The organism is Streptomyces sp. T028 (genome assembly GCF_048159505.1).
Classification (GTDB): domain Bacteria; phylum Actinomycetota; class Actinomycetes; order Streptomycetales; family Streptomycetaceae; genus Streptomyces.
Genome location: NZ_JBLRVZ010000035.1, coordinates 60,564 through 86,149, shown reverse-complemented (window position 1 = coordinate 86,149; position 25,586 = coordinate 60,564). Strand labels below are relative to the sequence as shown.

Genomic DNA, 25,586 nt, shown 5'->3' with positions numbered 1-25,586 from the left:
GCGTCTTGTCGCGCGCAATACAATGGTTGCAATTTGCAACTAAATGTGATATAAATAGATACAGATTACCAATAGCGGTAATAGACCTCTCTCCTCATCGGATGTGGCGTTTCACCAAGCAAGCCTTGGTTGCTGACACGCCACATCCGAACTACGAGGAGAGACGCGTGTCAGAAGAAACAACGCCCCAGCAGCGTGCCGCCGCGACCAAGCGCAAGCGGACTATCGCCAAGACCGTCGAAGCCGCCGCGCTTCTATTCGACACACACGGCTGGCATGGCGTGACCCTGGGAGATATCGCCAAGGAGGCGGGCGTCAGCGCCGCCACGATCAGCGTCTACTTCCCGACCAAGCGAAGTGTCGCCCTCGGGGCGTACGCCTCAGAGCTACTGTCCATGTTGGAGCTGGTCGAATCGGAAGATGACCGTGAAGCGTTGATCGGCTTCGTAACGGAGCTGGCCGACACCACAACAGCTCACCCTGTGCTGGCCATCGCACTGCTTCCTGCAACTCGCGATACCCCCAGGGCGAGTGACGAGGTTCACTTGACTTCCGAGGAGGTCACCCTGGTGGACTTCGACCAGCTCGCCGAACTCCTCGGTCGACTGCTGGCGAACTACCGGGGTCGCAACGATGACCACACGGACGTCGCCGAACTCTACCTATCCGGCCTGCTGTCCTGGGTGCTCAAGCACCCGGACCGTACCGGCGAGGACGCCGCACAACTCGTGCTGCGTCAGCTCCTCTGACACCACCCCAACTACCCCGCAACCCTGAAACGGAAAACGCCCCGCGTTCCCGTTGTCGGGTGCGGGGCGTTCTCTTTTCTGACGACCGCAAGGATCAGGAAGGAGGCTCGATCTCCGGGCGCGGCAGCTCATTCTAGATCAAGCCCTGAAGAATTTGAAGCCTGATCAGACAGAAATTAACTAGAATCGTCAGTAAGCCCCCGCGCCATCCGGGCACGCGCCACAACACCTCCACCTGAAATCGAAGGAGAAGCGGGTGAGGCGCACGTAACAGCAAAGCTATGCCACGGAGAATGGAGTTGACTTTCCTCGCTAACAACCGGGGTGATGTTGATCCTCAAAGTGTGGGTGGCGCGTCGCTCGGCACCTTTCTTCCCGCTTCCCTCCACTACCCAGAATTTCACCCCGGCACCTGCCTCAGTGGTCTGCCCCATTTCCATAGCCAGCTCGACTTCAACGCTGTCGTAGCGGAAATTTAGACCATCTTTGATATCAATCGTCGTCATAGCCTCATGCAGCTCAGAGTAGAGCGATCGGATGGCAGCAGCCACGCTGGTATGGGTCATGGAGCGCTCCTTGTGTTCGTATTGCCACTCGTCCAGACACCCTGTGATAAGCACGCACTTCGCACAGGGTTCAACGATTGGGCGCAGGCAGGTGCTACACCCACTGGACACTAGCCTGCCTGCACCCATGAGCAAGGAAGCTACCGCGTCCGCTGGTCGGTCGCGGGGTGTTCTTCATTTTTTTGAGGGGTTATCTTTGTCGTCATCCGAACCAAGCTCGTCCAGCACCTCATGGAAGAGGTCGGCGTCTTCAGGGCGACTCTTCACAATGGCCTCTATCTCCGCCTTGCGTTTGGCGCGCGTCGCTCGCGCTGCCTTCTGGCGCTCACGCCGGTGACTTATCCAGATGACACACACGATCACAAACAGTGCGAGGCCACCGCTAATCGTCTGCCCACCTTCACTTGCTGCTCGGAACACCTGATCTGCACCTTCCTGGAAGCCCTTCACCGCACGTCGGCCCGTCCGTGGATTTCGCTCGTCTCGTACAGCAGCGCTCCGGCGTCCAACGAGATCGCCTCGGAGACGAGGAGCTGCAACAGCGGGTGCTCCGAGATCTGCACGAGGGACGGCACGATCACATGGCGCACGTCGTCACGGATGAGGCGGCGCACCAACCGACTCGGCGAGATGCCCGGCCCGTCCTCGTAGTGGGTGTGCACCAGCCGCAGGCCGTGCGCCTCGGCGTAGTCATGAAGCCGGTCTTCAATGAGCAGCAGCTCTTGGTCGTCGGTGTCATCGCGCAGGCGCATGTAGCCCCAGGCGATCGGTTTCTCGGTCATGGGTCCTGCCCTCGAAGCGTGCCCGTCCGGCGCTGTCGGATCAAAGGAGTTGACGGAGGCCGTCAAGGACGCGTTGCATCAGGGCGGTAGACGCCTGCTGCTTGACGGGGCCGGGTGGCGGTGTGACGCCGTCCGGCATACGCAGTTGAAGCGTTGGTCCATCCAGTGACGGACTTGGCAGTGAGGCCAGCGGAACCATCGCCCACACAATCTTGCCTCCGGCCGGCGGCCGGTAGATCCCCCAGTCCTTCGCCAGCGCCTCGACGAGGTGAAGACCGCGCCCACCTTCCGCTTCCGCGGTGACCTCTTGTTTGACCGGAACCAACGGGCTTCGGTCCCAGACCTCGACGTACAGCACCTCCCCGATGGCCCGGAGCTGTACCGCGACGACGTGCGCTGCCGTGATCTCCCACGACTTCGGCTGCCGGTCCGCAAACCCCGTCTCCTTGACGGCGTTACTCACCAGCTCGGACATCATGAGAGCGCAGTCGGGCGCGTAGTCGCTCAGCTTCCAGTGCGCGAGCGTCTGCCGGACGAACGCCCGGGACACCGACACGGCGGAGCCGACGGCGACGAGATGCACGCGGGACACGTGGAGGGTGCGGACGCCGTGGGATGCGGTGGTCATCACCTCTCGCCGTCCTTCACTGCACCAGGAGGTGCGGGCAGCACCGGATCAGCGGAAGCGGCAAACCACACCCGACCGCCGATGTCCTGTTCGAGCGTCCCTTTGGAAAAGTCCGCGAGCGTCGGCAGTTGGTTCAGGTGCTCGGCGGTCGGCACGATCACGTTCCTGATGCCGTGCGACTGGCAGTAGGCCGTCAAGGCGTTCAGGGCGAGCGCTCGTTGCCACCGCGTCTCAACGAACAACAGCGACAGCGTGAAGCCCTCACGTTCAGCGAAGGTCGCCATGGTGACTACGTGGTGTTGTTCAGAGCGATCGTCGTCCGACAGGCGAAGTCTCAGGTAGCCGACGCAGAGCGAGGCGGGGGTGGTCACGGCGTCTTCACCCCCTGCACGACCCACAGCCGAGCGCCGATTTCTCGCTCGATGTGATCACGCATGGCGGCCTGGAGTCCCGGAAGCCGAGCAAAGTGCCAGAGCGACGGCACAATGACGTGCTTGATCTCGGTGGTCTTCAGGGCGTCGACGAGCGTGAAGAACGCTGACTCCTCGTCCGCGCCAAGCCGTTCGACGAACACCCGCTCCAACGTGAAGCCCTCGCGTCCGGCGTGCGTGGCGAGTTCGCGCCGGATCGATGCCGATTCGTCTTCGTCGTCACCACTTGCGGCGAGCCGCATGTAGCCGTACATGGCAGGTTGCATCCGTTCCTCCTGGGGGACTGGAACGGCTGGCGAGTGACGGCATCAGCTCTCGTCACTCGCCAACCTGCCTGCTAGAAGAGCGGCTTGACCTGCAAAGACACCACAGCAAACGTGCCGCACGGATGCCGCATCCATGTGGCATTCATCGGTGTCACCTGCATGAACTCCCGTTGCGGAGTTAGGGTGTTACTGCCCGCGTGCCACTCGGAGGGATGGGCGGATGGCGACAAAGCGCATCCAGCTCGCACAACGCCACAAAGCGGCTGGATTTACCCAAGAAGGACTCGCCGAGTATCTGGGCGTCGAGCGTTCCACCGTCGGCCGTTGGGAGAACGGCGAAACGGAACCGCAAGCCTGGCTCCGGCCAAAGCTTGCCCGTGCACTCAAGATTTCCAGAGAGGAACTCCAAGCCGCGCTCGCCGAAGTAACCGTGCTCCAGACGCCCCAGAGCGAGCGGATGACCTACGCGCTCCAGAACCCGGCGTCGGCCGACCTGATGGTCGTCGCCTACCTGCACGAGCGCCTGCGGCAACTGGATGAGTCCTACGACAAGGCATCGTCTACCGGACTGCTCGGCCCGGCGGGACAAGTGCACGGCCAGGTGAAGTTCCTCCGAGAGAACGCCACCAACCCACGCGTACGTCGGGCGCTGTACGAAGTCGAAGCCGACTCGGCAACGCTCATGGGACAACTGGTGTGGGACGTCAGCCAACGGCGCGACCACCAAGCACCGCTCGCCTACTTCCAAGAAGCGGTCGAAGCAGCTCGGCACGTCCGTGATCCGTCGATCGAGGCATACGCGACGCTGCGGATGAGCTACGTCGCCCTCTACGGCGAGAAGAACCCGACGCGCGGCGTCACGCTGGCACAACAGGCGGCCGAGGTGGCGAAGCTGGCCAGTCCATCGCTGACAGGATTGTCTCTGCTTCATGTCGCCGAGGGATACGCCATGACGGACAGCTTCAACGACTGCGAAGACGCGCTGAAGAAAGCAGAAGCCCAGTTCGACCGCGTCCACCCCGACGACGTGGCCGCGCCGTACTACACGGTCAACGAGTACAACCGGCTCGCTGGCTCGTGCTACCTGTTCCTCGATCTCCCCGAACGCGCGGAACCCATCCTCCGTATGACCACGAGAGCACTGGCCAGCAAGAAGAAGTCTCAGGCCATCGCGCTGGGCAACCTGACCTTGGCACTCATCCGACAACGGAAGCTCGATGAGGCCGCAGCGGCGATGCACCGCACCATTGATGCGGTCGAACTGACGCGTGGTGGCGGCGGGCTTAATCTGGCGTTTGCCGCTGGTCGGGAGCTTCGGCCGTGGCGCAGTGAGCCATGGGCGCAGGAGATTAACGATCGGCTGCTGGCGTTGATGGCGGCGAGCTAAGTACAGGGCGGGAGTACGTGAACGACATCGACCAGGCCAAGCAGGAACTCCGCGAGAAGGTGTGGCGCCGCCTCATCGACGGTAGCGGCGCACCCGCCGACTCGTACGGCAAGATCCCTGGCTTCTACGGTGCCGAGGACACGGCGGAACAACTGGCTGGTCAAGACTTCTGGCGGCAGGCCACCACGGTGAAGGCGAACCCCGACTGGGCGCAGCTTCCGGTACGCGTCCGCGCCCTCAAGGACGGCAAGCGCGTCTACATGGCCGTACCGCGCATGGCATCGCTCGAACCGTTCTACCTGCTCGATCCCGAGAACCTCGGACTCCCGCCCGAGGAGGCCGCCGAGAAGAAGGGCGCGGCTCAGGTTGCCCGCCGGCTCGGTGTTGAGTCCATGGAACCTATCGACCTGGTGGTGTGCGGCAGCGTGGCTGTGAACCGCTCAGGCGCACGTATCGGTAAGGGCGCTGGATACTCCGACCTTGAGGTTGCGCTGTTGATCGAGGCCGGATTGGTGACGGACCGGACCGTGATCGTGGCCCCGGTGCACACGCTCCAGGTGGTCGAGGACGACATCCCCGAGACCGAGCACGATTTCTCCGTGGACTACATCGTCACGCCCAACGAGGTGATCCCCTGCACCAACCGACGCCGGCCCTCGGGGTTGGTGTGGAACGACCTTACGGCGGAGAAGATCGCGGCGATTCCGGTGCTGGCTGCGCGGAATCAGAGGTGATTAGACTCAAGTCTCAGGAGCGCCCGATCCCCCGCCGTGGGTCGGGCGCTCCTGTCATTTAGGCGCTCTTGCTCTGGGGGTGAGCGTCGCCTTCTGCTGCGGGTGCACCCGCCTGCTTCGGGAACTGAGTGATGTTCTTCTTCATGCGCGGCTCCTTGTCGAAGAAGGCACGGTACTTCTCGACGGTGCCGATCTCCTTGACGACCTTCTTCACCCAGGCCGGCGTGTAGAGGTAGGAGTTGAACGCCTCGCTGTATATGCAGTACCGCGCGTCGGTGGCGTACGGATCGGCGGAGTCCTTGGCGGGACGCACCTTGAGTCGCTGCCACATCTCCAGGTGCTCGCTGTACGCGCTGAACTCGAAGGGCACCTGCTCCTCGACGAGCGCGGCGACCTGCTTGGCGCGGAGTTTCGCCTTGTCCGCGACCTCGACGTGTCGGTCCTTGATGATGACGGTCCCCTGACGCCCCGCCTCGACCATGGTTTTGCGCTCCTCCTCGGTCAGCTCGTCGAGCTTGACGAAGTTGATCGCAAGGTCGGCGTCCGTCTTCGAGCCGACGATGGGCACGAGACGGACGCGGTAGTCGTACTTGAGGTCATCCAGGACAGCCGGGTCGATGGCCGCCTCGAACTTCGCCACCACGTCGCGGGTCTTCTTCGGGAGCTTCTTCGCCGCCTTCTGGAGCTGCGCGCGCCCCTCGGCGGTGAGCGCCTGAAGAGAAATCGGGAAGCGGAGCCGATCCGCGAGGCTGTACTTGGACCCGAAGAAGGCCACCATCTCGTGCTCGTAGTTCATGACGAGCGCCTGCGCCTTGCCGCCGGTGGCGATCTTCAGGTTATGCTCGTACCGGTGCTCCACCTTGTTGCGGAGCGCTACGAAGAGCTCGGCGTTCAGCCTGACGATGTCACCGCTGTCGGGGTAGCGCTGTTTCAAGCACCACTCCAGATCCCACGCCTTCGGCTCGTTGTCGATCAGGATGTACTGACCGGTCTTGGGGTCCCTGAAGTGGTAGTCGATCTTGTCTTTGTGGAACTCCGCGTGAAGCAGGTAGTGCCACGCCTTGTGCATGTGCGTCAGGAAGTCGCAGTAGTTGCCGCTTGAACAATTCCACTCGTCAACTGCTTTTAGGGCGTGCCGCTGCGACTCCATGAGGATGTGGTGCCATCGGGGGTATGCCATGTCGTGCGCCCTTCAAGTTCACTTAGAAGGATCACACCGACGAGCACCCCGGGGCAAACAGGATTCCCACGACCCATCACGAGGTACACCGCGCCCCTGCGTCACAGAATTTTCGGCAGCCCCTTTCCCAGTAGATCGGCATCATTCCGCGCAAGATCATCGGCGTAGATCGGAGGACCTTCCTGTGGCTCGCTGGCGCGTTGCCACTGACTTCGGGTGGGAATGCCGACGGCCACACCGCAGCGGGTCTGACCTGCACTTTCAGGCCCATCCAGCACCCTGCCGGACGCCCATCGGCAGGGGTAGACTGGGCTTCGTCCACCACATGTTTCGTGGTAGTGCTGCCCGAACACCACGCCGATGCGGTGCGCCAGGCGGGTCCGCTCACGGGACGGGTCGATGCCCGCCACCCGCAGCCGGCCGCCGCTCGGCACCAGGATGCCGGTCAGCATCTTGATGGTCGTCGACTTCCCGGCGCCGTTCGGCCCGATGTAGCCGACCATCTCGCCACGCGCCACGGTGAAGGAGATCGCGTCGACCGCCCGCACCTGCCGCACCTCCCGCTTCAGGAAGCCGGTCTTCCTGCGCACGTCGAAGACCTTCTCGACTCGGTCCAGTTCGATGAAAGCGTCCACCGTCAACTCCCTGCGCTCCGTCAACTTCCCGTGCTCCGATACGACCTGAGGCCCGCCCGCCACGCCAGCCCGGCCAGGACCCAGCACGCCACCGCCACCAGCGGCGGGGCGAACGCCGCCCACTGCGGCAGCCCCAGCGGATACGGCCGGTCCAACACGTAGGACGCGGGCACCCAGTTGACGAAGGCCAGCGGGAACAGGAACGTCACCCCGCGCACCAGCTCCTTGCCGAACACCGTCGGCGGATACTGCAACAGCGTCTGACCGCCGTACGTGAACGCGCTCTGCACCTCGGCGGCGTCCTGCGCCAGGAACTGGAACGACGCGCCCGCCACGAACACCGCGGAGAAGATCACCCCGCCGCACACCACCATCACCGGCAGCAGCAGCACCTTCGCCGCCGTCCAGTGGACGTCGAGGGCGACCAGGGCGTACACGAGGACCACGGCCCCCTGGGTGATCCGGCCCAGCCGGCGCAGCGCGAAGCGGTCCGCAGCGACCTGCGCCAGCACCGGCGCCGGCCGCACCAGCAGCGTGTCGAGCGTGCCGTCACGCACGCGCGTGCCCAGCCGGCCCGCCGAACCCATCACCAGGTCCGCGATCCCGAAGGACGTCGCCGACAGCCCGTACATCAGGGCGACCTCGGGCAGCGAGTAGCCGCCCAGGCTGTCCACCCGGGAGAACATCAGCAAGATCGCGACAAAGTCCAGCCCGGTCACCACCGCCCCGCCGAGCGCCGTCATCACGAACGACACCCGGTACGCCATCGTGGAACGGATCCACATCCCGGCGATCATCCGATAGGTCCGCAGCCCCTCCAGGACCCGATTGCGATGGCGCTCGACGAGCAGGCCCCGGCCGGGCTCGGCGAACCGAAGATCCTCAGCCACCCTGCACCACCACCCGCCGCGTCGCCGCCGACTGCACCAGCCGGCCCGCCCCCAGCAGCACCACCGCCCACGCCGCCTGGAACGCGAACACCGGCAGCGGATCGGCCTCCCCCATCAGCACATCGGCCGGCAGCTGCAGCTGCGCCGCCCACGGCAGCACCCGTACGACCTCACCCAGCGCGCCCGGGAACGCGTTCAGCGGCAGTGTCATCCCCGAGCAGAAGATCCCCGTGACCATGAGCACCTGCAACGCGCCCGTGCCGTCCATCAGCCAGAAACCGCTCAGCGCCACCAGGAACCGGATCCCGAAACTGACCACCATCGCGAGCACCAGCGTGACCAGGAACGCCAGCCAGGTTCCCGGATCGCCCGGAAGCGCGGTCGGGAAGCACAACACCCCGAACACGAAAGGGATCACACCGCGCCCCAGCAACTGGAACACCGCCCGCCCCAGGTCGTTCGCCAGCCACCACGCCTGCAGATCCGCCGGGCGGTAGAGGTCGATCGCGATCTCACCCGTACGGATACGTTCCATGAGGTCGTTCTCGAAGCCGCCGCCCTGGATCGCCAGCGTCGCGTACAACGCCTGCCCCAGCCACACGAACGTCACGGCCTGCGCCTGGTCGTAGCCCCCGAGGTGCGGCCGCTCGTCCCACAACGCCAGATATGTGTAGACGAGGATCAGGCCGAAAACCGTGTTGGTGAACACCCCTGCGGCCGTGGCCGCCCGATACGTCGCGTACCTTCTGAAACCCCCCGCTGCGACGGCCGTGTACAACCGCGCCGAACCCACGGCAACCTTCCTCCTCGCTCGCTCGTCCACCTCTACGACACCGAAGCGCAGGAGCCTAGTCCGCGGGCACAGGGACGTGCCACGCGTTTTTCCGGCACAACTCGTGCCGTTTGCCGGGAACGGAACGCTTGGTGCGAGAGTCTCTGACAGGGGGCACAAATGGCGTTTGAGGCGTACGGGAACGTACGACGCGAAACAGGAGTCCGAGCAGCACATGAGCGACGAGCCGCAGCCGCAGCAGCCGACCGAGGGCTGGGCACCGGGTGAACCACCGGGAGAGGCCGAGAAGCCGAAGCGCCCCAAGCGCACCGGCTGGCGGCGGCTGATCCCCACCTGGCGGATGGTGCTCGCCACGTTCGTCCTCGGCGTGCTCCTCCTGATCGGCCTGTTCTACCTCGGCTACTCCACGGTCAAGATCCCCCCGGCCAACGCGCTCGCCACCAAGCAGTCCAACGTCTACCTGTACGCCGACGGCACCGAGATCGCCCGCGACGGAGAGATCAACCGGGAGAACGTCGACCTCTCGCAGATCTCCAAGGACGCCCAGCACGCCATCCTCGCCGCCGAGGACCGCGACTTCTACAGCGAGTCCGCCATCGACCCCAAGGCCATGCTGCGGGCCGGCTGGAACACCGCGACCGGCAAGGGCAAGCAGTCCGGCTCCACCATCACCCAGCAGTACGTCAAGAACTACTACCTCGCGCAGGAACAGACCCTCACCCGCAAGGTGAAGGAGTTCTTCATCTCGATCAAGCTGGACCGCGAGAAGTCCAAGAACGAGATCCTCGAGGGCTACCTCAACACCAGCTACTTCGGCAGCAACGCGTACGGCATCGAGGCCGCCGCCAAGGCCTACTACGGCATCCACGCCGCCGAACTCACCGCCGCCCAGGGCGCGTACCTCGCCGCACTCGTCAACGCCCCCAGCGAGTACGACGTGATCGCCCACCCCGAGAACAAGAAGGCCGCCGAGGCCCGCTGGAACTACGTCCTCGACGGCATGGTCACCAAGGGCTGGCTGGACGAGTCCGAGCGCACGGGCATGGAGTTCCCCACGCCGAAGGAGACCTCGGGCGCCGACACCGGCATGTCCGGACAGCGCGGCTACCTCGTCACCGCCATCAAGGACTACCTCCGCGACAACAAGATCGTCACCTCGGAGCAGCTCGACGCCGGCGGCTACCAGATCACCACCACCATCCAGAAGAAGAAGCAGAACGCGTTCGTCGACGCCGTCAACGACCAGCTGATGGACAAGCTCGACAAGAAGAACCGCAAGGTCGACACCTACGTCCGCGCGGGCGGCGCCGCCGTCGACCCCAAGACCGGCAAGGTCCTCGCGATGTACGGCGGCATCGACTACGTCAAGCAGTACACGAACAACGCCACCCGCCAGGACTTCCAGGTCGGCTCCACCTTCAAGCCGTTCGTCCTCACCTCGGCCGTCGAGAACGACTCCACCACCCAGGACGGCCGCACCATCACCCCCAACACGGTCTACGACGGCACCAACAGGCGCCCCGTGCGGGGCTGGAGCGGCGGGACCTACGCCCCCGAGAACGAGGACTACGTCAACTACGGCAACATCACCGTGCGCCAGGCCACGGACAAGTCCGTGAACTCCGTGTACGCGCAGATGGCCGTCGACGTCGGCCCCGCCAAGGTCAAGCAGACCGCGATCGACCTGGGCCTGCCCACCGACACCCCCGACCTGCAGCCGTACCCGTCGATCGCGCTCGGCACCGCCACCGCGAGCGTCCTCGACATGGCCGAGGCGTACGCCACGCTCGCCAACCACGGCAAGCACGGCACGTACACGATCATCGAGAAGGTCACCAAGGACGGCGGGACGGTCGAGCTGCCCAAGCGGAAGACCGCCCAGGCCGTCAGCCGCGAGGCCGCCGACACCACCACCGCCGTCCTGCAGAGCGTCGTCAACAACGGCACCGCGACCGCCGCCCTCGCCGCCGGCCGCCCCGCCGCCGGCAAGACCGGCACCGCCGAGGAGGACCAGGCCGCCTGGTTCGCCGGCTACACGCCCGACCTCGCCACCGTCGTCGCCGTGATGGGCCAGGACCCCGAGACCGCCGCCCACAAGTCCCTCAAGGGCGCGATGGGCCTTGCCCGCATCAACGGCGGCGGGGCGCCCACCGAGATCTGGGCGCAGTTCACCAAGGAGGCCCTGAAGGGCACCACCGCCCACGACTTCGACCTCGACGTCCAGGCCGGCTCCGCGGACACCGGTCTCCCCGTCACCCCGTCCTCCCCGAGCGCCACCACCGGCGACGACGAGGCCACCCCCGGCGGCCAGGACGACCAGGGCCAGACGCAGGGCCAGACCCAGGGGCAGACCGACGGCGGCACCACGGACGGCGGCTCGACCACCTCCGGCACGGACTCCGACGGCGGCACCACCGACGGGAACACGTCCACCGGGACCGCCGACGGCGGCACCGGCGACGCGGGCACCACGACCGGCACCGGGGACGCGGGCACCACCACCGGGACCGGTGACGCGGGCACCACCACCGGCACGGGCGACGCGGGCACCCCGGGCAGCGGCTCGCAGGGCACGACGACGGGGACGGGGACGCAGCTCACGACGCGCAGACAGCTGGGGTAGCCACGGCAGAAGGGGCTGGTGACGATGGTCACCAGCCCCTTCTGCCGTCGCTCTACGAGTGCGCCGCCCTACGAGTGCGCGCTCTACAGGTACAGGCCTGTCGTGTCCTCCGAGCCCTCGAACCGGTCCGCGGCCACCGCGTGCAGGTCGCGCTCACGCATCAGCACATAGGCCACGCCCCGCACCTCCACCTCGGCCCGGTCCTCCGGGTCGTACAGGACCCGGTCGCCCGGCTCCACGGTCCGTACGTTCTGGCCCACCGCGACGACCTCCGCCCAGGCCAGACGCCGGCCCACGGCCGCCGTCGCGGGGATCAGGATGCCCCCGCCGGAACGCCGCTCGCCCTCGCTGGTGTCCTGCCGTACGAGGACACGGTCGTGGAGCATCCGGATGGGAAGCTTGTCGTGCTGAGGACCGCTGTGGTCGCTTCTGTTACCGCTCACGCCTCGAACCTACCTGCCTTCGCCGAACGGAAGGGCCGCAGGGTGTGCCGCCGGGTGGCCCGTCACGACTTCCGGCGCCGGCTGCCCAGGGCGAGCAGCCCGACCACACCGACCACGAGCAGCGCGACCGGCACGACCCGCTCGAGGCGGGGTGCGCCGTCCTCGTCCACGAACTGCGCCCTGACGTCCGTCACGACCCGGTTGACCTGGACGTAGGCCCTGCCGAGGGTGTGGTCGACGTTGGCGACGACCTTGGCCTTGGCATCTCCGACGATGGTCTTCGGGTGCACCCGCACCCCGATCTCGTCGAGCGTCTCGGCCAGCTTCACGCGGCGGGCCTTGATGTCCGCCTCGATCTGCGCCGGGGTTCTGGTGTCCGACGTGTCCGCCACGGTGAGGCCTCCGAAGTCAGCCGATGCGTTGTTGCCGATACCTGTTCTGGACAGTCTGTCAGCTCTGCCCGCGACCGCACTGTCAGGACCCCCGGTTACGCTGGAGCGATGAGCGAGCGACTGCAGCCCGGGGACGTGGCCCCCGCCTTCACCCTCCCCGACGCCGACGGCAACGAGGTGTCCCTGTCGGACCACAAGGGCCGCAAGGTCATCGTGTACTTCTACCCGGCGGCCCTGACCCCCGGTTGCACCAAGCAGGCCTGCGACTTCACGGACAACCTCGACGTCCTGGCCGCCGCGGGCTACGACGTCCTCGGCATCTCCCCGGACAGCCCCGAGAAGCTCGGGAAGTTCCGCGAGAAGGAGTCCCTGAAGGTCACCCTCCTGGCCGACCCCGAAAAGACCGCCCTCGACGCGTACGGCGCCTTCGGCGAGAAGAAGAACTACGGCAAGACGTACATGGGCGTCATCCGCTCCACGATCGTGGTCGACGAGAACGGCAAGGTCGAACACGCCTTCTACAACGTCCGCGCGACCGGTCACGTGGCCAAGATCATCAAGGATTTGGGGATCTGAAGGGATTTGGGGAACTGAGCGGACTGCCCGGCAAGTAGCATGGCCGGGCAGTGTCAGGCGGCCGTGGTGGAACTGGCAGTCACGCTGGGTTTAGGTCCCAGTGGGGTAACTCCCGTGAGGGTTCGAGTCCCTCCGGCCGCACCAGCATCTCCTTGTGTCCCCGCTCGTGCCCCTGCCCGTCTCCCTATCCGAGCAGGTCGCGTACGACGGGGACGAGCGCCCGGAACGCCTTGCCCCGGTGGCTGATCGCGTTCTTCTCCGCCGGGGTCAGCTCGGCGCAGGTGCGCGTCTCGCCGTCCGGCTGGAGGATCGGGTCGTAGCCGAAGCCGTTCGTGCCCGTGGGCGTGTGGCGGAGGGTGCCCGTCAGACGGCCCTCGACCACTCGTTCCGTACCGTCCGGGAGGGCCAGGGCGGCGGCGCAGGCGAAGTGGGCGCCCCGGTGGTCGTCGGTGATGTCGGAGAGCTGGGCCAGGAGGAGGTCCAGGTTGGCCCGGTCGTCGCCGTGGGCGCCGGACCAGCGGGCCGAGAAGATGCCGGGGGCGCCGCCCAGGACGTCCACGCAGAGGCCGGAGTCGTCGGCCACGGCGGGGAGGCCGGTGGCCTGGGCGAGGGCGTGGGCCTTGAGGAGGGCGTTCTCGGCGAACGTCACTCCGGTTTCCTTGACGTCGGGGATCTCCGGGTAGGCGTCCGCGCCGACGAGGTCGTGCGAGAGACCTGCGTCGGCGAGGATCGACCTCAGTTCGGTGATCTTTCCGGCGTTGCGGGTGGCGAGGATCAGGCGGGTCATGCCCCCCAGTATCCCGACTCGCCGAAGCCGTCCGTCACGGTGTGCAGACCTTCGTCAGTTCGCCCGCCGCGTCCGTGACCGGGCTGAGGTCGGGGGTGTTGTCCCCGTTCTCCACCGCCGTACGGACGTTGGTGACGGCCGTGTTCAGGTCGTCGACCGCCTTGTTGACGTCGGCGTTGTCCGTCTTGTCGCCTATCTCGTCGAGGTTGCTCTCGATGGAGGTGAGGGACTCCTCGAGCTGCGTCGGGTCGTTCGACGCGTTCTCCACGGCCTGCTGGAGGTCGGTGACGCTGTCGGCGATGGCGTCGGCGGTCTGGACGCAGTCCAGGGCCTTGTTGACGGCGTCGCAGCCGGTCACCGTGAAGCCCAGGGTGAGCGCGACGGCCGCGGCGCTCGCGGCGATGGCGGTACGGCGGCCTCGGCCCCGGTGTCGGCGGCTCGCGGACATGGCCATTGCTGGGTTCCTCCCCGTTCGTGCACTGCTGCACTTCACTGAGCTGCGTACTGCTACGGCGTACTGCTAGGGCGCACCGCTAGGGCGCACTGATACTGCGTACTGGCCAAGACGCCGCGGCGCGCGGTGAGGTTGCCGCCGCGCGCCGTTCCGCTTGGTTCGCCCTTTACTTTTCGAGGACGGTATCAAGTGCCGCGCGCTGGAGTGCGGTCAATTCCTTGCAGCCGGAGACCGCGAGGTCCAGCAGGGAGTTGAGCTCCTGGCGGTCGAAGGGTTCGGCCTCGGCGGTGCCCTGGACCTCGACGAAGCGGCCGTCGCCGGTGCAGACGACGTTCATGTCGGTCTCGGCCTTGACGTCCTCCTCGTAACGGAGATCGAGGAGGGGGACGCCGCCGACGATGCCGACGGAGACGGCGGAGACCGTGCCGGTCAGAGGCCGGCGTCCGGCCCGGATCAGCTTCTTGCCCTGGGCCCAGGCGACGGCGTCGGCGAGGGCGACGTACGCGCCGGTGATGGCCGCCGTACGCGTGCCGCCGTCGGCCTGGAGGACGTCGCAGTCGAGGACGATGGTGTTCTCGCCGAGCGCCTTGTAGTCGATGACGGCGCGCAGGGAGCGGCCGATGAGACGGGAGATCTCGTGGGTGCGGCCGCCGATCTTGCCGCGGACGGACTCGCGGTCGCCGCGGGTGTTGGTGGCGCGGGGGAGCATGGAGTACTCGGCGGTGACCCAGCCCTCGCCGCTGCCCTTGCGCCAGCGGGGGACGCCTTCGGTGACGGAGGCGGTGCAGAAGACCCTGGTGTCGCCGAAGGAGATGAGGACGGAGCCTTCTGCGTGCTTGCTCCAGCCGCGTTCGATGGTGACGGGGCGGAGCTGTTCGGGGGTGCGGCCGTCGATGCGTGACATGGCGACGAGCCTAGTCGTACCCGGGGAAGGGGCTGTCCCGTACAGCGGGGAAGGGGCTCCTCCCCTGGTGGGAGAAGCCCCTTACAGGTGACCTGGGCCGGTCACATCATGTCTTCGATCTCCGCGGCGATCGGGTCGGCGTCGGTGCCGATGACGACCTGGATGGCGGTGCCCATCTTGACGACGCCGTGGGCGCCGGCGGCCTTGAGGGCGGCGTCGTCGACGAGGGAGGGGTCGGAGACCTCGGTCCGCAGGCGGGTGATGCAGCCCTCGATCTCCTCGATGTTGTCGATGCCGCCGAGCCCGGCGACGATCTTCTCTGCCTTGGTGGCCATGTCGGTCTCCTCACGCGCAGTTGGCCCAGCCAACCCAATCGTCCGTGACTGGTCTACACCACCCGCCCGGTGGCCGCCAACCCACGGGCCGGATCTCATGGGATCCGGCGGGTTCCTTATGTGTTCTTCATCTGCTACAACATGGTCTACACCACTGAGTGGTGTAGACCATCACCCAGATGGAGGAACCATGACCACCGCCACCGCGACATCGGCGGCCCCCGCGAAGAAGCGGGGATCCGGACTGCTCCAGGGCCTGCAGAAGGTCGGCCGGAGCCTTCAGCTCCCCATCGCCGTGCTTCCGGCGGCGGGCATCCTGCTCCGCCTCGGCCAGGCGGACGTACAAGAGAAGCTCCACCTGCCCGACAAGGTCACGGCGGTGTTCGGCACGGCCGGCGGCGCCATCTTCGACAACCTCCCGATGCTGTTCTGCATCGGCGTCGCGATCGGTTTCGCCAAGAAGGCGGACGGCTCGACCGCCCTCGCCGCGCTGGTCGGCTTCCTGGTCTACAGCAACGTGCTGAAGGCGTTCCCGGTCACCGAGGCGAAGGTCCAGGCCGGCGCCGACGTGGCCGCGACCTACAACAACCCCGGCGTCCTCGGCGGCATCCTGATGGGTCTGCTGTCGGCCGTACTGTGGCAGCGGTACCACCGCAAGAAGCTGGTCGACTGGCTCGGCTTCTTCAACGGCCGCCGGCTGGTGCCGATCATCATGGCGTTCGTCGGCACGCTCATGGGTGTGTTCTTCGGCCTGGTCTGGAAGCCGATCGGCGAGGGCATCTCGGACGTCGGCGAGTGGATCACCGGTCTCGGGGCCTTCGGCGCCGCGCTGTTCGGTCTGATCAACCGCGCGCTGATCCCGGTCGGCATGCACCAGTTCGTGAACTCGGTCGCCTGGTTCCAGCTCGGTGACTTCAAGGAGGCCTCCGGTGAGATCGTCCACGGCGACCTCACCCGCTTCTTCGCCGGGGACCCGACCGCCGGTCAGTTCATGACGGGCTTCTTCCCGATCATGATGTTCGGTCTGCCGGCCGCCGCGCTCGCCATCGCCCACACCGCCCGCCCGGAGCGCCGCAAGGCCGTGCTGGGCATGATGATCTCGGTCGCGCTGACCTCGTTCGTGACCGGTGTGACCGAGCCGATCGAGTTCTCGTTCATGTTCATCGCCCCGCTGCTGTACGCCATCCACGCGGTGCTCACCGCCCTGTCCATGGCGGTCACCTGGGCGCTCGGCGTGCACACCGGCTTCACGTTCTCCGCGGGCTTCATCGACTACGCCCTGAACTGGAACCTGGCCACCAAGCCATGGCTGATCATCCCGATCGGTCTGGTCTTCGGAGCGATCTACTACTTCGTCTTCCGCTTCGCCATCACGAAGTTCAACCTCCCCACCCCCGGCCGGGAGCCGGAGGAGGAGGTCGAGGACCTCACGAAGGCGTAGCCCGCCGCCAGGCGCACGAAGGCCCCCGGAGCCCTGAACTTCTCCGGGGGCCTTCCGCATGTGCGGGGGTCTGGATGCGGGGGTCTAGATCTCGTACGACACCCTCGGCGCCGCCAGTTCGACCGGGCCGTCGTAGACCGCTCGGGCGTCGGCGAGGTTGACCCGGGGGTCGGTCCACGGCGGGATGTGGGTCAGCACGAGCTTCTTCGCGCCGGCCCGCGCCGCCGTCTCGCCGGCCTCGCGGCCGTTGAGGTGGAGGTCGGGGATGTTCTCCTTGCCGTGCGTGAAGGCCGCCTCGCACAGGAAGAGGTCGGTGTCACGGGCGAGTTCCTCCAGGGCCGGGCTGAGGCCGGTGTCGCCGGAGTAGGTGAGCGACCGGCCGCCGTGCTCGACGCGGATGCCGTACGCCTCGACGGGATGGGCCACGCGCTCGGTGTGCACGGTGAACGGGCCGATGTCGAAGGTGGACGGCTTGACCGTGTGGAAGTCGAAGACCTCGCTCATCGAGGAGGCGGACGGGGTGTCGGCGTAGGCCGTGGTCAGGCGGTGTTCGGTGCCTTCGGGGCCGTAGACCGGGATGGGGTCGCAGCGCCCGCCGTCGTGGCGGTAGTAGCGCGCGACGAAATAGGCGCACATGTCGATGCAGTGGTCGGCGTGCAGATGGCTCAGGAAGATCGCGTCGAGGTCGTAGAGACCGCAGTGGCGCTGCAGCTCGCCGAGGGCGCCGTTGCCCATGTCGAGAAGCAGCCTGTAGCCGTCGGCCTCGACGAGGTAGCTCGAGCAGGCCGATTCCGCGGACGGGAACGACCCCGAGCAGCCGACGACGGTGAGCTTCATAAAGCAGAAACCTCCGCTGGCGGGAAATGAGGAGATGCGAGGGATACGGGGATACGGGGCGACGGGGGTCGTGCGGTTTGTCGAGCGTAAGGCGCAAAACGTCGGGTCGCTCCTCCACCAGGGGCTGTTGTGGGCGAACTCACCTGTGCTGTCACCGGATCGGCTGGACGAGGGGTGTGTGAGGCGCGAACGAGGGCGCGCGTTGTCGTGCGCGCGCCGGTAACGTCGTCCCATGGACACGTCCTGGTGGCTGGCGCTCGCGGCGGTGGTACTGCTGGCGCTGGTCGCCACGCTCGTGGACGGCTGGGGGCGCGGGCGGCGTCCCGAGGGGCGCAGGACCCGGCCGCCGGGGCGGCCCGCGCGGGTGCGCGGGGACCGGGGGCGGCCGCAGCCGGCGGAGATCTGGTGGGCGAACGTGCCGTTCGAGGACGGGCCCGGGGACAAGGACCGGCCGTGTCTGGTGCTGGGGGTGCGGGGCGAACGGGTGACGGTCGCGAAGATCACCAGCAGGTACCGCGACGAGCGGGCGGGGGTGATCCCGCTGCCGCCGGGCGCGGTCGGTGACGCGCGGGGGCGGCCGAGCTTCCTGGAGACGGACGAGCTGCGTCAGGTCCCGGTTGGAGACTTCCGGCGGCGGGTGGGTGTGGTGGACCCGGTGCTGTGGGACCAGGTCCGGCATCTGGCGACCTGAGCGACCTGAGCCCTGTCATCCTGAGCCCTGTCATGGGGTGACGCGGACGGTGACCGACCACTCCTGGATGCCCTTGCAGGAGACCTCGCTCGGTCCGGTGGGGACGGCGCACAGCGGGCGGGAGGCGGTGAGGCGGGTCGTGCCGGCGGCGACCGCCTCGTAGGCGGCGAGGGCGTCGCCGGGCAGGACGACGATGCCCGCGTTGACGGGCTTCAGGACGTCGCCGGTGGTGGCGACGGTCGACCAGGGGCGTTCCCGGGTGCCGTCGAGGGTGAGGCGGAGCTGTCCGCCGACGGTCAGGCAGAAGGTGCGGCCGTCGTCGGCGGTGGTGAGTTCGGCCGGCGGGGTGGCCGTGCAGTCCTCGCCGGTGGCCGCCGCCGAGGAGGACGGGGGTGCCGCGGCGCCGTCGCTCTCGGTGCCGCAGCCGGCGAAGGCGAGCGTCAGCACCGCGAGGGCGATGGCGATGGCAGTGGGGGTGGTACGGGTCGTACGGGTCGTACGGCGCATGGGGGCCTCCTCTCCCCCTTCGACGTACCACCCGCACGTCCGGATCCGTGCCGGCGCCTACAGAACTGCGGGCAGTCGTGCCGCTGGGGCGGCACGGGTGGGCGCAGCGGCACCCGGCAAGCGCCGGTGAGCACACCCACCCCCGCCCAGCGGCACCGGCATGATCCGCCGGACAGGCCCTACGCCCAGAGCTGGCCCTGGAGTGTCTCGATGGCCTCCTCGGTGGTGGCCGCCGTGTAGACGCCGGTGGAGAGGTACTTCCAGCCGCCGTCCGCGACGACGAACACGATGTCCGCGCTCTCCCCCGCCTTGACGGCCTTCTTCCCGACGCCGATCGCCGCGTGCAGCGCGGCACCCGTGGAGACGCCGGCGAAGATGCCCTCCTGCTGGAGGAGTTCGCGGGTACGGGTCACGGCGTCCGCCGAGCCGACCGAGAAGCGGGTGGTGAGGACGGAGGCGTCGTACAGCTCCGGTACGAAGCCCTCGTCGAGGTTGCGCAGGCCGTACACCAGGTCGTCGTAGCGCGGCTCGGCGGCGACGATCCTGACGTCCGGCTTGTGCTCGCGCAGGTAGCGGCCGACGCCCATCAGGGTGCCGGTGGTGCCGAGGCCCGCCACGAAATGGGTGATCGAGGGCAGGTCGGCGAGGATCTCCGGGCCGGTGGTGGCGTAGTGCGCGCCGGCGTTGTCCGGGTTGCCGTACTGGTAGAGCATCACCCAGTCGGGGTGCTCGGCGGCGAGCTCCTTGGCGACGCGCACGGCGGTGTTGGAGCCGCCCGCGGCCGGGGAGGAGATGATCTCGGCGCCCCACATCGCGAGCAGGTCCCGGCGCTCCTGCGAGGTGTTCTCGGGCATCACGCAGACGATGCGGTAGCCCTTGAGCTTGGCCGCCATGGCGAGGGAGATGCCGGTGTTGCCGCTCGTCGGCTCCAGGATGGTGCAGCCTGGGGTGAGGCGGCCGTCCTTCTCCGCCTGCTCGACCATGTACAGGGCGGGGCGGTCCTTGACCGAGCCGGTGGGGTTGCGGTCCTCCAGCTTCGCCCAGATGCGGACGTCGGCGGACGGCGACAGCCGCGGCAGGCGCACCAGAGGGGTGTTGCCCACCGCGGCCAGCGGGGAGTCGTAACGCATGCCGGATCTGCCGGCCTAGGCCATGCCGCCGGCCACGGCCGGCAGGATCGTCACGGTGTCGCCGTCGGACAGCTTGGTGTTGATGCCGTCCACGAAGCGGACGTCCTCGTCGTTCAGGTAGACGTTGACGAAGCGGCGCAGCTTGCCCTCGTCCACGATCCGGGCGTGGATGCCGGTGTGCCGGGTCTCGAGGTCGTTGAAGAGGTCGGCGAGGGTGTCACCGCTGCCCTCCACCGCCTTCTGACCGTCGGTGTACTGGCGGAGGATGGTGGGGATGCGGACCTCGATGGCCATGGCTCAGGGCTCCTGTCGGAAGGAAGGTGCGGGCAGCGCGGGGTACGTGCGTGATGAGACGGGGGCCGCGGCTCACGGCCGTACGGCGGCAGGGGACGGCGTCAACAGATGGCGCTGGCCAGCCTGCACAGGTCGACGTGCAGCCGCGCCACGAGCAGTGCGCCCGGCGTCTTCTCGCTCACGTCGTTGAAAACCATGGGCTCATCGTATCGATTCCCGTCCCGGCTTCCGGAATGTGATCCCACATGGTGGACGGATTCGGGCCGGTGAGTGAGACCGGTCGGGTCTTCGGGGCTCCGGTCAGGCGGAGCGGCGGCGGACCAGACGGGTCGGCACCACCACGGACGCCTCCGGGCCGGTGTGCTCGAACAGCAGCCGGGCCATGAGGCGGCCCATCTCCGGCACGTCCTGGTGGACGGTGGTCAGCGGCGGGTCGGTGGTCTCGGCGATGGACGTCAGGTCGTCGAAGCCGACCACGGCCACGTCCTCGGGCACCCGCCGGCCGCGCTCGCGCAGCGTCTGCAGGGCCCCCGAGGCCATGAAGTCGGAGGCGGCGAACACGGCGTCCAGGTCGGGGCGGCGGTCCAGCAGGGCGGCCATCGCCTCGGCCCCGCCCTGCCTGCTGTAGTCGGCCTTCTGGACGAGGTCCGGCGGGGCGTCGGGCAGCACGTCCCGGTACCCGGCGAGCCGGTCGGCGGCGGAGTTCTCCTGGTCGTAGGGGCCGGCGACGGTGGCGATACGGCGGCGGCCGAGGCCGACGAGGTGGCGGACGGCCTGGCGGGCTCCCCCGCGGTTGTCGCCGTCGACGTACGCGTGCCCGGGGACGGTGACGCCCTCGCGCAGCAGCGGGCGGCCGCCGAAGACGGCGGGGATGTCGAGGCGGTCGATCATCGTGTGGAGCAGGTCTCCGGGGCGCAGCGAGAACAGCACCGCGCCGTCGACATGGCCGCCGCCGAGATAGTCGGCCACGCGCGCGTGGTCGTCCGGTTCCTCCAGGAAGAGGAGGACGGCCTGGGCGCCGTGGTCGGCGAGTTCACGGCGGACGCCGCGTAGGAGGAGGTCGAAGAAGGGGTCGAGGAAGAGGCGGCCCTCGGGCGGGGTGGCGACGACCGCGACGGCGTTGGTGCGGTGGGTGACGAGTTGGCGGGCGGCCTGGTTGGGCACGTATCCCAGCTCGGCGATCACCCGGCGGACCTCCTCGACGACCTCCGCGCTCACCCGTGCCTCGCCGTTGACGACCCGCGACACGGTGGACCGCGACACCCCCGCCTGCCGGGCGACATCTTCGAGCGTGGGGCGCCTTGCGTTCGTGCGTTGGGTCAACACCGTCTCCGTTGGCGTGAGTTGTCATGGAAGCGCTTACGGCAACGGTAGCCGGGGACTGCGGCATACGTGTGAGGTGCGGGTGGCGAACGGGTGGTGTGGCGAACGCGCCCGTGATCCGGTCGTCCCCCGGTTGTTCCTGTGTGCAGGCGTCCGTCACGACGGACCTTCACCCGACAGGAGAAACCCACCATGACCGTCCACACGTTGAAGCGGCGTATCTCCGCCCTCGGAACCGTCCTGGGGCTCGGCATCGCACTGCCGTTCGCCGTAGGGGCCACCCCTGCCTACGCGCAGGCCCAGCTGGACATCACGAAGACCCATGCGGGGGCCTTCACCCGGGGCGGGCAGGGGTTCTACCAGATCGCCGTCACCAACTCCGGTGATCAACCGACCGCCGGCGTGACGCATATGACCGACATCTTCCCGCCAGGACTCACCTGGAGGGGGCACAGCGCCTTCTCCACCGGCGACTTCTCCTTCAGCTGCAACGTAAATCCCTCGAGGACCCAGCTCGACTGCGACACCTCCACGCTGGATCCCGGCGAGGGCTACACGATGGTGGTGACCGTCGACGTGGCCCAAAACGCTCCTTGCGCGGTCACCAACACCGCCACCGTGATCGATGATGACGGCGTCCTCCGCGACTCGGCGAGTGACCCCACCACCATCCCCGGCCCCGACTGCAACGGAGGCAACGGGGGCAACGGGGGCGGTGGCTCCATCCTCCCGGTCAACCTCAACGGCGTGATCCCGATGTACAACAACATCACCACGAACAACAACATCGACAGCCCCGGCGCCGCCAACGTCAGCAACCAGGACTTCAGCGTCGAGGCGCCCTGAGCCCGGCCGGGATCAGTAGGCCTCGACGATCCGGACCTCCTCCTCCGCGACCTCGCCCTCGACGATCCGGAAGGACCGGAACTGGAAGTCGCCGAGGCCGTCGGTGTCGCGGGTGGAGACGAGGACGTAGTGGGCGCCCGGCTCGTTGGCGTAGGAGATGTCCGTGCGGGAGGGGTGGGCCTCGGTGGCGGTGTGGGAGTGGTAGATGACCACCGGCTCCTCGTCGCGGTCGTCCATCTCGCGGTAGAGCTTGAACAGGTCCCCGGAGTCGAACTCGTAGAACGTGGGCGACATGGCCGCGTTCAGCATGGGGACGAAGCGCTCGGGGCGGTCGGAGCCGGCCGGGCCCGCGACGACGCCGCACGCCTCGTCGGGGTGGTCCTTGCGCGCGTGGGCGACGATCTGGTCGACGAGGGCCTGGGTGATGGTCAGCATGGTGGCCAGGATAAGCAGAGGGGCGGTTCCGTACCGAGGTGCGGTACGGAACGGCCCACATGGCGGACGTCCTGAGCGGCGGTGGCCGCAGCGGGGCGCCACGAGTGCTCCCTGCGGCCGGACGTCCGTGACCGAGGTCAGCCGATCTTTTCCAGCTCCGGCTCGCGGCGGTTCGTGACCTCCGGGTTGCGGCCCTTGAGGACCGTCCAGCCGATGCCGAGCGCGGCGGCCCAGCCGGCCATCACGTACAGACAGATACGGGAGTCGGCGTCGTAGGCGATCAGGCAGGTGACGAACAGCAGGAAGGCGATGGCCACCCAGCTGAACACCGCGCCGCCGGGGGCCGGGAAGGCGGAGGCGGGCAGCCGGCCCGCGTCGACCGCGCGGCGGTAGAGGACGTGGCTGACCAGGATCATCAGCCAGGTCCAGATGCCGGCGGCGGTGGCGACGGAGGTGACGTAGGCGAAGGCCTTCTCGGGGACGACGTAGTTCAGGACCACGCCGATGCCCATGAAGAGGACCGAGACCGTGATGCCGAAGGCCGGGGTCTTGGTGGCGGACAGCTTCTTGAAGGCGGCCGGGGCCTCGCCGCTGTCGGCGAGGTTGCGCAGCATGCGGCCGGTGGAGTACATGCCCGAGTTGCAGGAGGACAGGGCCGCGGTGAGGACGACGAAGTTGACGATGCCGGCGCCGGCCGGGATGCCGATCTTCGCGAAGGCCTCGACGAACGGCGAGACGCCCGGGGCGAACTCGGTCCACTTCACGACGCACAGGATGACGGTGAGCGCGCCGACGTAGAACAGGGCGATGCGCCAGGGGAGGGTGTTGATGGCCTTCGGGAGCGTCTTCTCCGGGTTCTCGGACTCGCCCGCGGTGACACCGACCAGCTCGACCGCGAGGTAGGCGAACATCACGCCCTGAAGGGTCATCAGGGAGGAGCCGATGCCCTTGGGGAAGAAGCCGTCGAACTGGTAGAGGTTCGCGACGGACGCGGTGTCGCCGGCGCTGCTGAAGCCGAAGGTGAGCACGCCGAGGCCGATGACGATCATGCCGATCAGGGCGGTGACCTTGACCATCGAGAACCAGAACTCCAGCTCGCCGAAGAGCTTCACGGAGATCAGGTTGACCCCGAAGAGGATCACCAGGAAGACCAGGGCGGTCACCCATTGCGGGACGGCCGGGAACCAGTAGTTGACATAGATCGCGGCGGCCGTCAGTTCGGCCATGCCGGTGACGACCCACATCAGCCAGTACGTCCAGCCGGTGAAGTAGCCGAAGAACGGGCCGAGGAACTCGCGGGAGTACTCCGCGAAGGAGCCCGAGACCGGGCGGTACAGCAGCAGCTCGCCGAGCGCCCGCATGATGAAGAAGACGATCGCGCCCGCGAGGGCGTACATGAGGATGAGGCTGGGACCGGCCTTGGCGATGTTCGCGCCGGCGCCCAGGAAGAGGCCGACGCCGATGGCGCCGCCGATCGCGATCATCTGGACCTGGCGGCTGCCGAGCCCGCGTTCGTAGCCCTCTTCCGAGGTCTGCTCCGTGCCTTTGTCGACCTGAGCGGAGGTCATGTGTGTGGTGCGCCTTTCTCCACGCCGACCCGGGCCTCTCGTCGGCCTCGGATCGGCTTTCGATCCCCCCGGATGATGGAGCGAGCGGACCTTCCCGGGTCCGCTGTGCCTGGCCGACGATGGTCGGCTCGGTGGCGCACCCGGCCGAACATTCGGGTGGTGTTCGCCGGGCGGTCGTGAAGATTTATCACGCCTGAAATATTGATCGCCCGGGGCTGATGTGGGGCACGACACAGGGAGAAGAGGATGAATCGGACACAAAGAGGGCACTCCCGGCCGTCGCGGTGACGCGATCGTTATCCGGATTTGAGTGTCCTCTGAGCGAACACAGAATCGTCACATGTCAGGGCATAAGGGTGGTCACGAGGGTCTCCTGGAGCCCGCCCAGCCACAGGTACGCCATCACCATCGGCTTGCGCGGGTCCTCGTCCGGCAGCCGGTAGAGGACGTCGGTGTCGTCCTCGTCGGAGATCTCCAGACGCGCCCCGATCGCCAGCCGCAGGTCGTTGAGCGCGCCGAGCCACTGCCGGGACTCCTCCGGCACCAGTTCGAGCACCGCGCCACCCTCGCCGGCCGCCTCGGAGGCCAGCTCGTCCAGGGTGCGGACCACCGCGAGGGCGTTCGCGCGCTTGCCGGCCCTGAGGTCGTTCTCGGTGTAGCGGCGGAACTCGGCGGAGTGCTCCTTCTGCTCGTCCGCCTGTCGCGGCTCCGGGGTGCCCTCCGGGTCGGTGTAGGCGTCCGGGAACAGCCGGCGGAGCACCGGGTCGGCGGGGGGTTCGCTCGGGCCCTCGGCGAAGAGCTCGGCGAGCGGGTCGTCGGGGGCGTCCTCGGCGGGGCCGGGGCCGATCAGCTCCAGGAGCTGCACGGCCAGCGAGCGGATGATCGAGATCTCGACGTCGTCGAGCGCGACGGCCGCGCCGCCGCCGGGGAGCGGTTCGAAGTGTCCAGGCATCAGTGAG

Annotated in this window: 32 protein-coding genes, 1 tRNA gene and 1 pseudogene; 9 read left to right on the top strand and 25 right to left on the bottom strand. The window is 67.6% G+C overall.

Annotated features, from left to right (window positions below; all coding sequences use genetic code 11):
* Window positions 1-101 precede the first annotated feature (101 nt).
* Window positions 102-749 (top strand): TetR/AcrR family transcriptional regulator, encoded by a 648-nt coding sequence (locus ACLZN2_RS32330; protein ID WP_416982941.1) that lies wholly within the window; start codon window positions 102-104, stop codon window positions 747-749.
* A gap of 176 nt (window positions 750-925) precedes the next feature.
* On the opposite strand, the gene ACLZN2_RS32325 is transcribed toward ACLZN2_RS32330, so the two are convergent.
* The 6 genes from ACLZN2_RS32325 to ACLZN2_RS32300 form a co-directional block, all read right to left on the bottom strand.
* Window positions 926-1,315 (bottom strand): trypco2 family protein, encoded by a 390-nt coding sequence (locus tag ACLZN2_RS32325; RefSeq protein WP_416982940.1) that lies wholly within the window; start codon window positions 1,313-1,315, stop codon window positions 926-928.
* Window positions 1,316-1,489: 174 nt separating this feature from the next.
* A complete protein-coding gene (locus tag ACLZN2_RS32320; protein WP_416982939.1) occupies window positions 1,490-1,765 on the bottom strand; it encodes a hypothetical protein in 276 nt (91 codons plus the stop codon).
* Window positions 1,762-2,097 carry a hypothetical protein gene (locus ACLZN2_RS32315; protein ID WP_416982938.1) on the bottom strand — a complete coding sequence of 112 codons (336 nt, stop codon included), beginning with the start codon at window positions 2,095-2,097 and terminating at the stop codon, window positions 1,762-1,764. The genes ACLZN2_RS32320 and ACLZN2_RS32315 overlap by 4 nt, the downstream gene beginning before the upstream one ends.
* 40 nt (window positions 2,098-2,137) lie before the next feature.
* Window positions 2,138-2,725, bottom strand: coding sequence for an ATP-binding protein (locus ACLZN2_RS32310; protein ID WP_416982937.1), 588 nt, complete (start codon window positions 2,723-2,725; stop codon window positions 2,138-2,140).
* Window positions 2,725-3,096, bottom strand: coding sequence for a hypothetical protein (locus tag ACLZN2_RS32305; RefSeq protein WP_416982936.1), 372 nt, complete (start codon window positions 3,094-3,096; stop codon window positions 2,725-2,727). The genes ACLZN2_RS32310 and ACLZN2_RS32305 overlap by 1 nt, the downstream gene beginning before the upstream one ends.
* A complete protein-coding gene (locus ACLZN2_RS32300) occupies window positions 3,093-3,422 on the bottom strand; it encodes a hypothetical protein (protein WP_416982935.1) in 330 nt (109 codons plus the stop codon). The genes ACLZN2_RS32305 and ACLZN2_RS32300 overlap by 4 nt, the downstream gene beginning before the upstream one ends.
* Window positions 3,423-3,642: 220 nt before the next feature.
* On the opposite strand from ACLZN2_RS32300, the gene ACLZN2_RS32295 reads away from it, so the two are divergent.
* Window positions 3,643-4,809, top strand: coding sequence for a helix-turn-helix transcriptional regulator (locus ACLZN2_RS32295; RefSeq protein ID WP_416982934.1), 1,167 nt, complete (start codon window positions 3,643-3,645; stop codon window positions 4,807-4,809).
* Window positions 4,810-4,826: 17 nt separating this feature from the next.
* The gene (locus tag ACLZN2_RS32290; RefSeq protein WP_416982933.1) at window positions 4,827-5,543 is read left to right on the top strand and encodes a 5-formyltetrahydrofolate cyclo-ligase; all 717 of its coding nucleotides are present in this window, start codon (window positions 4,827-4,829) and stop codon (window positions 5,541-5,543) included.
* A 58-nt stretch (window positions 5,544-5,601) separates the two neighbouring features.
* Here ACLZN2_RS32290 and ACLZN2_RS32285 read toward each other — a convergent pair whose 3' ends face one another.
* The 4 genes and pseudogenes from ACLZN2_RS32285 to ACLZN2_RS32270 form a co-directional block, all read right to left on the bottom strand.
* Window positions 5,602-6,723 (bottom strand): DUF3644 domain-containing protein, encoded by a 1,122-nt coding sequence (locus ACLZN2_RS32285; protein ID WP_416982932.1) that lies wholly within the window; start codon window positions 6,721-6,723, stop codon window positions 5,602-5,604.
* A 341-nt stretch (window positions 6,724-7,064) separates the two neighbouring features.
* Window positions 7,065-7,382, bottom strand: a pseudogene (locus tag ACLZN2_RS32280) (ATP-binding cassette domain-containing protein); the annotation flags it as partial.
* Window positions 7,379-8,155: an ABC transporter permease gene (locus tag ACLZN2_RS32275; protein WP_416982960.1), complete on the bottom strand. Its 777-nt coding sequence runs from the start codon at window positions 8,153-8,155 to the stop codon at window positions 7,379-7,381. The gene ACLZN2_RS32275 and the pseudogene ACLZN2_RS32280, both read right to left, overlap by 4 nt.
* 85 nt (window positions 8,156-8,240) lie before the next feature.
* Entirely contained in the window at window positions 8,241-9,041 is an 801-nt protein-coding gene (locus ACLZN2_RS32270; protein WP_416982931.1) for an ABC transporter permease, read from the bottom strand.
* A 214-nt stretch (window positions 9,042-9,255) separates the two neighbouring features.
* On the opposite strand from ACLZN2_RS32270, the gene ACLZN2_RS32265 reads away from it, so the two are divergent.
* Window positions 9,256-11,664, top strand: a complete 2,409-nt coding sequence (locus tag ACLZN2_RS32265) for a transglycosylase domain-containing protein (protein WP_416982930.1) — start codon at window positions 9,256-9,258, stop codon at window positions 11,662-11,664.
* Between the two features lie 83 nt (window positions 11,665-11,747).
* Here the strand turns inward: ACLZN2_RS32265 and ACLZN2_RS32260 are convergent, their stop codons facing one another.
* On the bottom strand, window positions 11,748-12,050 hold the full coding sequence (locus ACLZN2_RS32260) for a GroES family chaperonin (protein WP_162252535.1): 303 nt from the start codon (window positions 12,048-12,050) through the stop codon (window positions 11,748-11,750).
* A gap of 119 nt (window positions 12,051-12,169) precedes the next feature.
* On the bottom strand, window positions 12,170-12,499 hold the full coding sequence (locus ACLZN2_RS32255; RefSeq protein ID WP_416982929.1) for a DUF3618 domain-containing protein: 330 nt from the start codon (window positions 12,497-12,499) through the stop codon (window positions 12,170-12,172).
* 108 nt (window positions 12,500-12,607) lie between these two features.
* Between ACLZN2_RS32255 and bcp the strand changes: the two genes are divergently transcribed.
* Both bcp and ACLZN2_RS32245 read left to right on the top strand, forming a co-directional pair.
* Window positions 12,608-13,075 (top strand): thioredoxin-dependent thiol peroxidase, encoded by a 468-nt coding sequence (gene bcp, locus ACLZN2_RS32250; RefSeq protein WP_416982928.1) that lies wholly within the window; start codon window positions 12,608-12,610, stop codon window positions 13,073-13,075.
* 57 nt (window positions 13,076-13,132) lie between these two features.
* Window positions 13,133-13,219 (top strand) — tRNA-Leu (locus ACLZN2_RS32245).
* A 40-nt stretch (window positions 13,220-13,259) separates the two neighbouring features.
* On the opposite strand, the gene rdgB is transcribed toward ACLZN2_RS32245, so the two are convergent.
* The 4 genes from rdgB to ACLZN2_RS32225 form a co-directional block, all read right to left on the bottom strand.
* Entirely contained in the window at window positions 13,260-13,862 is a 603-nt protein-coding gene (rdgB, locus tag ACLZN2_RS32240) for an RdgB/HAM1 family non-canonical purine NTP pyrophosphatase (protein ID WP_416982927.1), read from the bottom strand.
* 34 nt (window positions 13,863-13,896) lie between these two features.
* Complete coding sequence (locus ACLZN2_RS32235; protein ID WP_416982959.1) at window positions 13,897-14,310, bottom strand: hypothetical protein; 414 nt, start codon at window positions 14,308-14,310, stop codon at window positions 13,897-13,899.
* A gap of 172 nt (window positions 14,311-14,482) precedes the next feature.
* The gene (gene rph, locus ACLZN2_RS32230; RefSeq protein ID WP_416982926.1) at window positions 14,483-15,220 is read right to left on the bottom strand and encodes a ribonuclease PH; all 738 of its coding nucleotides are present in this window, start codon (window positions 15,218-15,220) and stop codon (window positions 14,483-14,485) included.
* A gap of 101 nt (window positions 15,221-15,321) precedes the next feature.
* Window positions 15,322-15,654, bottom strand: a complete 333-nt coding sequence (locus tag ACLZN2_RS32225) for a glucose PTS transporter subunit EIIB (protein ID WP_416982925.1) — start codon at window positions 15,652-15,654, stop codon at window positions 15,322-15,324.
* 91 nt (window positions 15,655-15,745) lie between these two features.
* Between ACLZN2_RS32225 and ACLZN2_RS32220 the strand changes: the two genes are divergently transcribed.
* Complete coding sequence (locus ACLZN2_RS32220; RefSeq protein WP_416982924.1) at window positions 15,746-16,996, top strand: PTS transporter subunit EIIC; 1,251 nt, start codon at window positions 15,746-15,748, stop codon at window positions 16,994-16,996.
* 84 nt (window positions 16,997-17,080) lie between these two features.
* On the opposite strand, the gene ACLZN2_RS32215 is transcribed toward ACLZN2_RS32220, so the two are convergent.
* Window positions 17,081-17,833, bottom strand: coding sequence for an MBL fold metallo-hydrolase (locus ACLZN2_RS32215; protein WP_416982923.1), 753 nt, complete (start codon window positions 17,831-17,833; stop codon window positions 17,081-17,083).
* 232 nt (window positions 17,834-18,065) lie between these two features.
* Here ACLZN2_RS32215 and ACLZN2_RS32210 point away from each other — a divergent pair, with 232 nt between their 5' ends.
* Window positions 18,066-18,524 carry a type II toxin-antitoxin system PemK/MazF family toxin gene (locus ACLZN2_RS32210; protein WP_416982922.1) on the top strand — a complete coding sequence of 153 codons (459 nt, stop codon included), beginning with the start codon at window positions 18,066-18,068 and terminating at the stop codon, window positions 18,522-18,524.
* Between the two features lie 30 nt (window positions 18,525-18,554).
* Here ACLZN2_RS32210 and ACLZN2_RS32205 read toward each other — a convergent pair whose 3' ends face one another.
* The 5 genes from ACLZN2_RS32205 to ACLZN2_RS32185 all read right to left on the bottom strand — a co-directional run bounded on the left by ACLZN2_RS32205 (window position 18,555) and on the right by ACLZN2_RS32185 (window position 21,778).
* On the bottom strand, window positions 18,555-19,031 hold the full coding sequence (locus tag ACLZN2_RS32205; protein WP_416982921.1) for a hypothetical protein: 477 nt from the start codon (window positions 19,029-19,031) through the stop codon (window positions 18,555-18,557).
* 179 nt (window positions 19,032-19,210) lie between these two features.
* Entirely contained in the window at window positions 19,211-20,161 is a 951-nt protein-coding gene (locus ACLZN2_RS32200; protein ID WP_416982920.1) for a PLP-dependent cysteine synthase family protein, read from the bottom strand.
* A 15-nt stretch (window positions 20,162-20,176) separates the two neighbouring features.
* Window positions 20,177-20,455, bottom strand: a complete 279-nt coding sequence (locus tag ACLZN2_RS32195; RefSeq protein WP_359284780.1) for a MoaD/ThiS family protein — start codon at window positions 20,453-20,455, stop codon at window positions 20,177-20,179.
* Between the two features lie 101 nt (window positions 20,456-20,556).
* Window positions 20,557-20,652, bottom strand: a complete 96-nt coding sequence (locus ACLZN2_RS32190; RefSeq protein WP_416982919.1) for a putative leader peptide — start codon at window positions 20,650-20,652, stop codon at window positions 20,557-20,559.
* A gap of 103 nt (window positions 20,653-20,755) precedes the next feature.
* Entirely contained in the window at window positions 20,756-21,778 is a 1,023-nt protein-coding gene (locus ACLZN2_RS32185) for a LacI family DNA-binding transcriptional regulator (protein WP_416982918.1), read from the bottom strand.
* Window positions 21,779-21,970: 192 nt separating this feature from the next.
* Between ACLZN2_RS32185 and ACLZN2_RS32180 the strand changes: the two genes are divergently transcribed.
* A complete protein-coding gene (locus tag ACLZN2_RS32180; RefSeq protein ID WP_416982917.1) occupies window positions 21,971-22,624 on the top strand; it encodes a hypothetical protein in 654 nt (217 codons plus the stop codon).
* Between the two features lie 12 nt (window positions 22,625-22,636).
* Here the strand turns inward: ACLZN2_RS32180 and ACLZN2_RS32175 are convergent, their stop codons facing one another.
* The 3 genes from ACLZN2_RS32175 to ACLZN2_RS32165 form a co-directional block, all read right to left on the bottom strand.
* A complete protein-coding gene (locus ACLZN2_RS32175) occupies window positions 22,637-23,059 on the bottom strand; it encodes a Mov34/MPN/PAD-1 family protein (protein ID WP_416982916.1) in 423 nt (140 codons plus the stop codon).
* A 137-nt stretch (window positions 23,060-23,196) separates the two neighbouring features.
* Window positions 23,197-24,627: an amino acid permease gene (locus ACLZN2_RS32170; RefSeq protein ID WP_416982915.1), complete on the bottom strand. Its 1,431-nt coding sequence runs from the start codon at window positions 24,625-24,627 to the stop codon at window positions 23,197-23,199.
* Window positions 24,628-24,970: 343 nt separating this feature from the next.
* Window positions 24,971-25,579: a DUF2017 domain-containing protein gene (locus ACLZN2_RS32165; protein ID WP_416982914.1), complete on the bottom strand. Its 609-nt coding sequence runs from the start codon at window positions 25,577-25,579 to the stop codon at window positions 24,971-24,973.
* Window positions 25,580-25,586: the final 7 nt, after the last annotated feature.

Excerpts from the sequence above, each read along its gene's own strand:
- ACLZN2_RS32330 (WP_416982941.1), top strand. The coding sequence starts at position 102 with ATGTGGCGTTTCACCAAGCAAGCCTTGGTTGCTGACACGCCACATCCG.
- ACLZN2_RS32325 (WP_416982940.1), bottom strand. The coding sequence starts at position 1,315 with ATGACCCATACCAGCGTGGCTGCTGCCATCCGATCGCTCTACTCTGAG.
- ACLZN2_RS32315 (WP_416982938.1), bottom strand. The coding sequence starts at position 2,097 with ATGACCGAGAAACCGATCGCCTGGGGCTACATGCGCCTGCGCGATGAC.
- ACLZN2_RS32310 (WP_416982937.1), bottom strand. The coding sequence starts at position 2,725 with ATGACCACCGCATCCCACGGCGTCCGCACCCTCCACGTGTCCCGCGTG.
- ACLZN2_RS32300 (WP_416982935.1), bottom strand. The coding sequence starts at position 3,422 with ATGCAACCTGCCATGTACGGCTACATGCGGCTCGCCGCAAGTGGTGAC.
- ACLZN2_RS32295 (WP_416982934.1), top strand. The coding sequence starts at position 3,643 with ATGGCGACAAAGCGCATCCAGCTCGCACAACGCCACAAAGCGGCTGGA.
- ACLZN2_RS32285 (WP_416982932.1), bottom strand. The coding sequence starts at position 6,723 with ATGGCATACCCCCGATGGCACCACATCCTCATGGAGTCGCAGCGGCAC.
- ACLZN2_RS32275 (WP_416982960.1), bottom strand. The coding sequence starts at position 8,155 with ATGATCGCCGGGATGTGGATCCGTTCCACGATGGCGTACCGGGTGTCG.
- ACLZN2_RS32265 (WP_416982930.1), top strand. The coding sequence starts at position 9,256 with ATGAGCGACGAGCCGCAGCCGCAGCAGCCGACCGAGGGCTGGGCACCG.
- ACLZN2_RS32260 (WP_162252535.1), bottom strand. The coding sequence starts at position 12,050 with ATGCTCCACGACCGTGTCCTCGTACGGCAGGACACCAGCGAGGGCGAG.
- bcp (WP_416982928.1), top strand. The coding sequence starts at position 12,608 with ATGAGCGAGCGACTGCAGCCCGGGGACGTGGCCCCCGCCTTCACCCTC.
- rdgB (WP_416982927.1), bottom strand. The coding sequence starts at position 13,862 with ATGACCCGCCTGATCCTCGCCACCCGCAACGCCGGAAAGATCACCGAA.
- ACLZN2_RS32235 (WP_416982959.1), bottom strand. The coding sequence starts at position 14,310 with ATGTCCGCGAGCCGCCGACACCGGGGCCGAGGCCGCCGTACCGCCATC.
- rph (WP_416982926.1), bottom strand. The coding sequence starts at position 15,220 with ATGTCACGCATCGACGGCCGCACCCCCGAACAGCTCCGCCCCGTCACC.
- ACLZN2_RS32225 (WP_416982925.1), bottom strand. The coding sequence starts at position 15,654 with ATGAGATCCGGCCCGTGGGTTGGCGGCCACCGGGCGGGTGGTGTAGAC.
- ACLZN2_RS32220 (WP_416982924.1), top strand. The coding sequence starts at position 15,746 with ATGACCACCGCCACCGCGACATCGGCGGCCCCCGCGAAGAAGCGGGGA.
- ACLZN2_RS32215 (WP_416982923.1), bottom strand. The coding sequence starts at position 17,833 with ATGAAGCTCACCGTCGTCGGCTGCTCGGGGTCGTTCCCGTCCGCGGAA.
- ACLZN2_RS32210 (WP_416982922.1), top strand. The coding sequence starts at position 18,066 with ATGGACACGTCCTGGTGGCTGGCGCTCGCGGCGGTGGTACTGCTGGCG.
- ACLZN2_RS32205 (WP_416982921.1), bottom strand. The coding sequence starts at position 19,031 with ATGCGCCGTACGACCCGTACGACCCGTACCACCCCCACTGCCATCGCC.
- ACLZN2_RS32200 (WP_416982920.1), bottom strand. The coding sequence starts at position 20,161 with ATGCGTTACGACTCCCCGCTGGCCGCGGTGGGCAACACCCCTCTGGTG.
- ACLZN2_RS32195 (WP_359284780.1), bottom strand. The coding sequence starts at position 20,455 with ATGGCCATCGAGGTCCGCATCCCCACCATCCTCCGCCAGTACACCGAC.
- ACLZN2_RS32190 (WP_416982919.1), bottom strand. The coding sequence starts at position 20,652 with ATGGTTTTCAACGACGTGAGCGAGAAGACGCCGGGCGCACTGCTCGTG.
- ACLZN2_RS32180 (WP_416982917.1), top strand. The coding sequence starts at position 21,971 with ATGACCGTCCACACGTTGAAGCGGCGTATCTCCGCCCTCGGAACCGTC.
- ACLZN2_RS32175 (WP_416982916.1), bottom strand. The coding sequence starts at position 23,059 with ATGCTGACCATCACCCAGGCCCTCGTCGACCAGATCGTCGCCCACGCG.
- ACLZN2_RS32170 (WP_416982915.1), bottom strand. The coding sequence starts at position 24,627 with ATGACCTCCGCTCAGGTCGACAAAGGCACGGAGCAGACCTCGGAAGAG.
- ACLZN2_RS32165 (WP_416982914.1), bottom strand. The coding sequence starts at position 25,579 with ATGCCTGGACACTTCGAACCGCTCCCCGGCGGCGGCGCGGCCGTCGCG.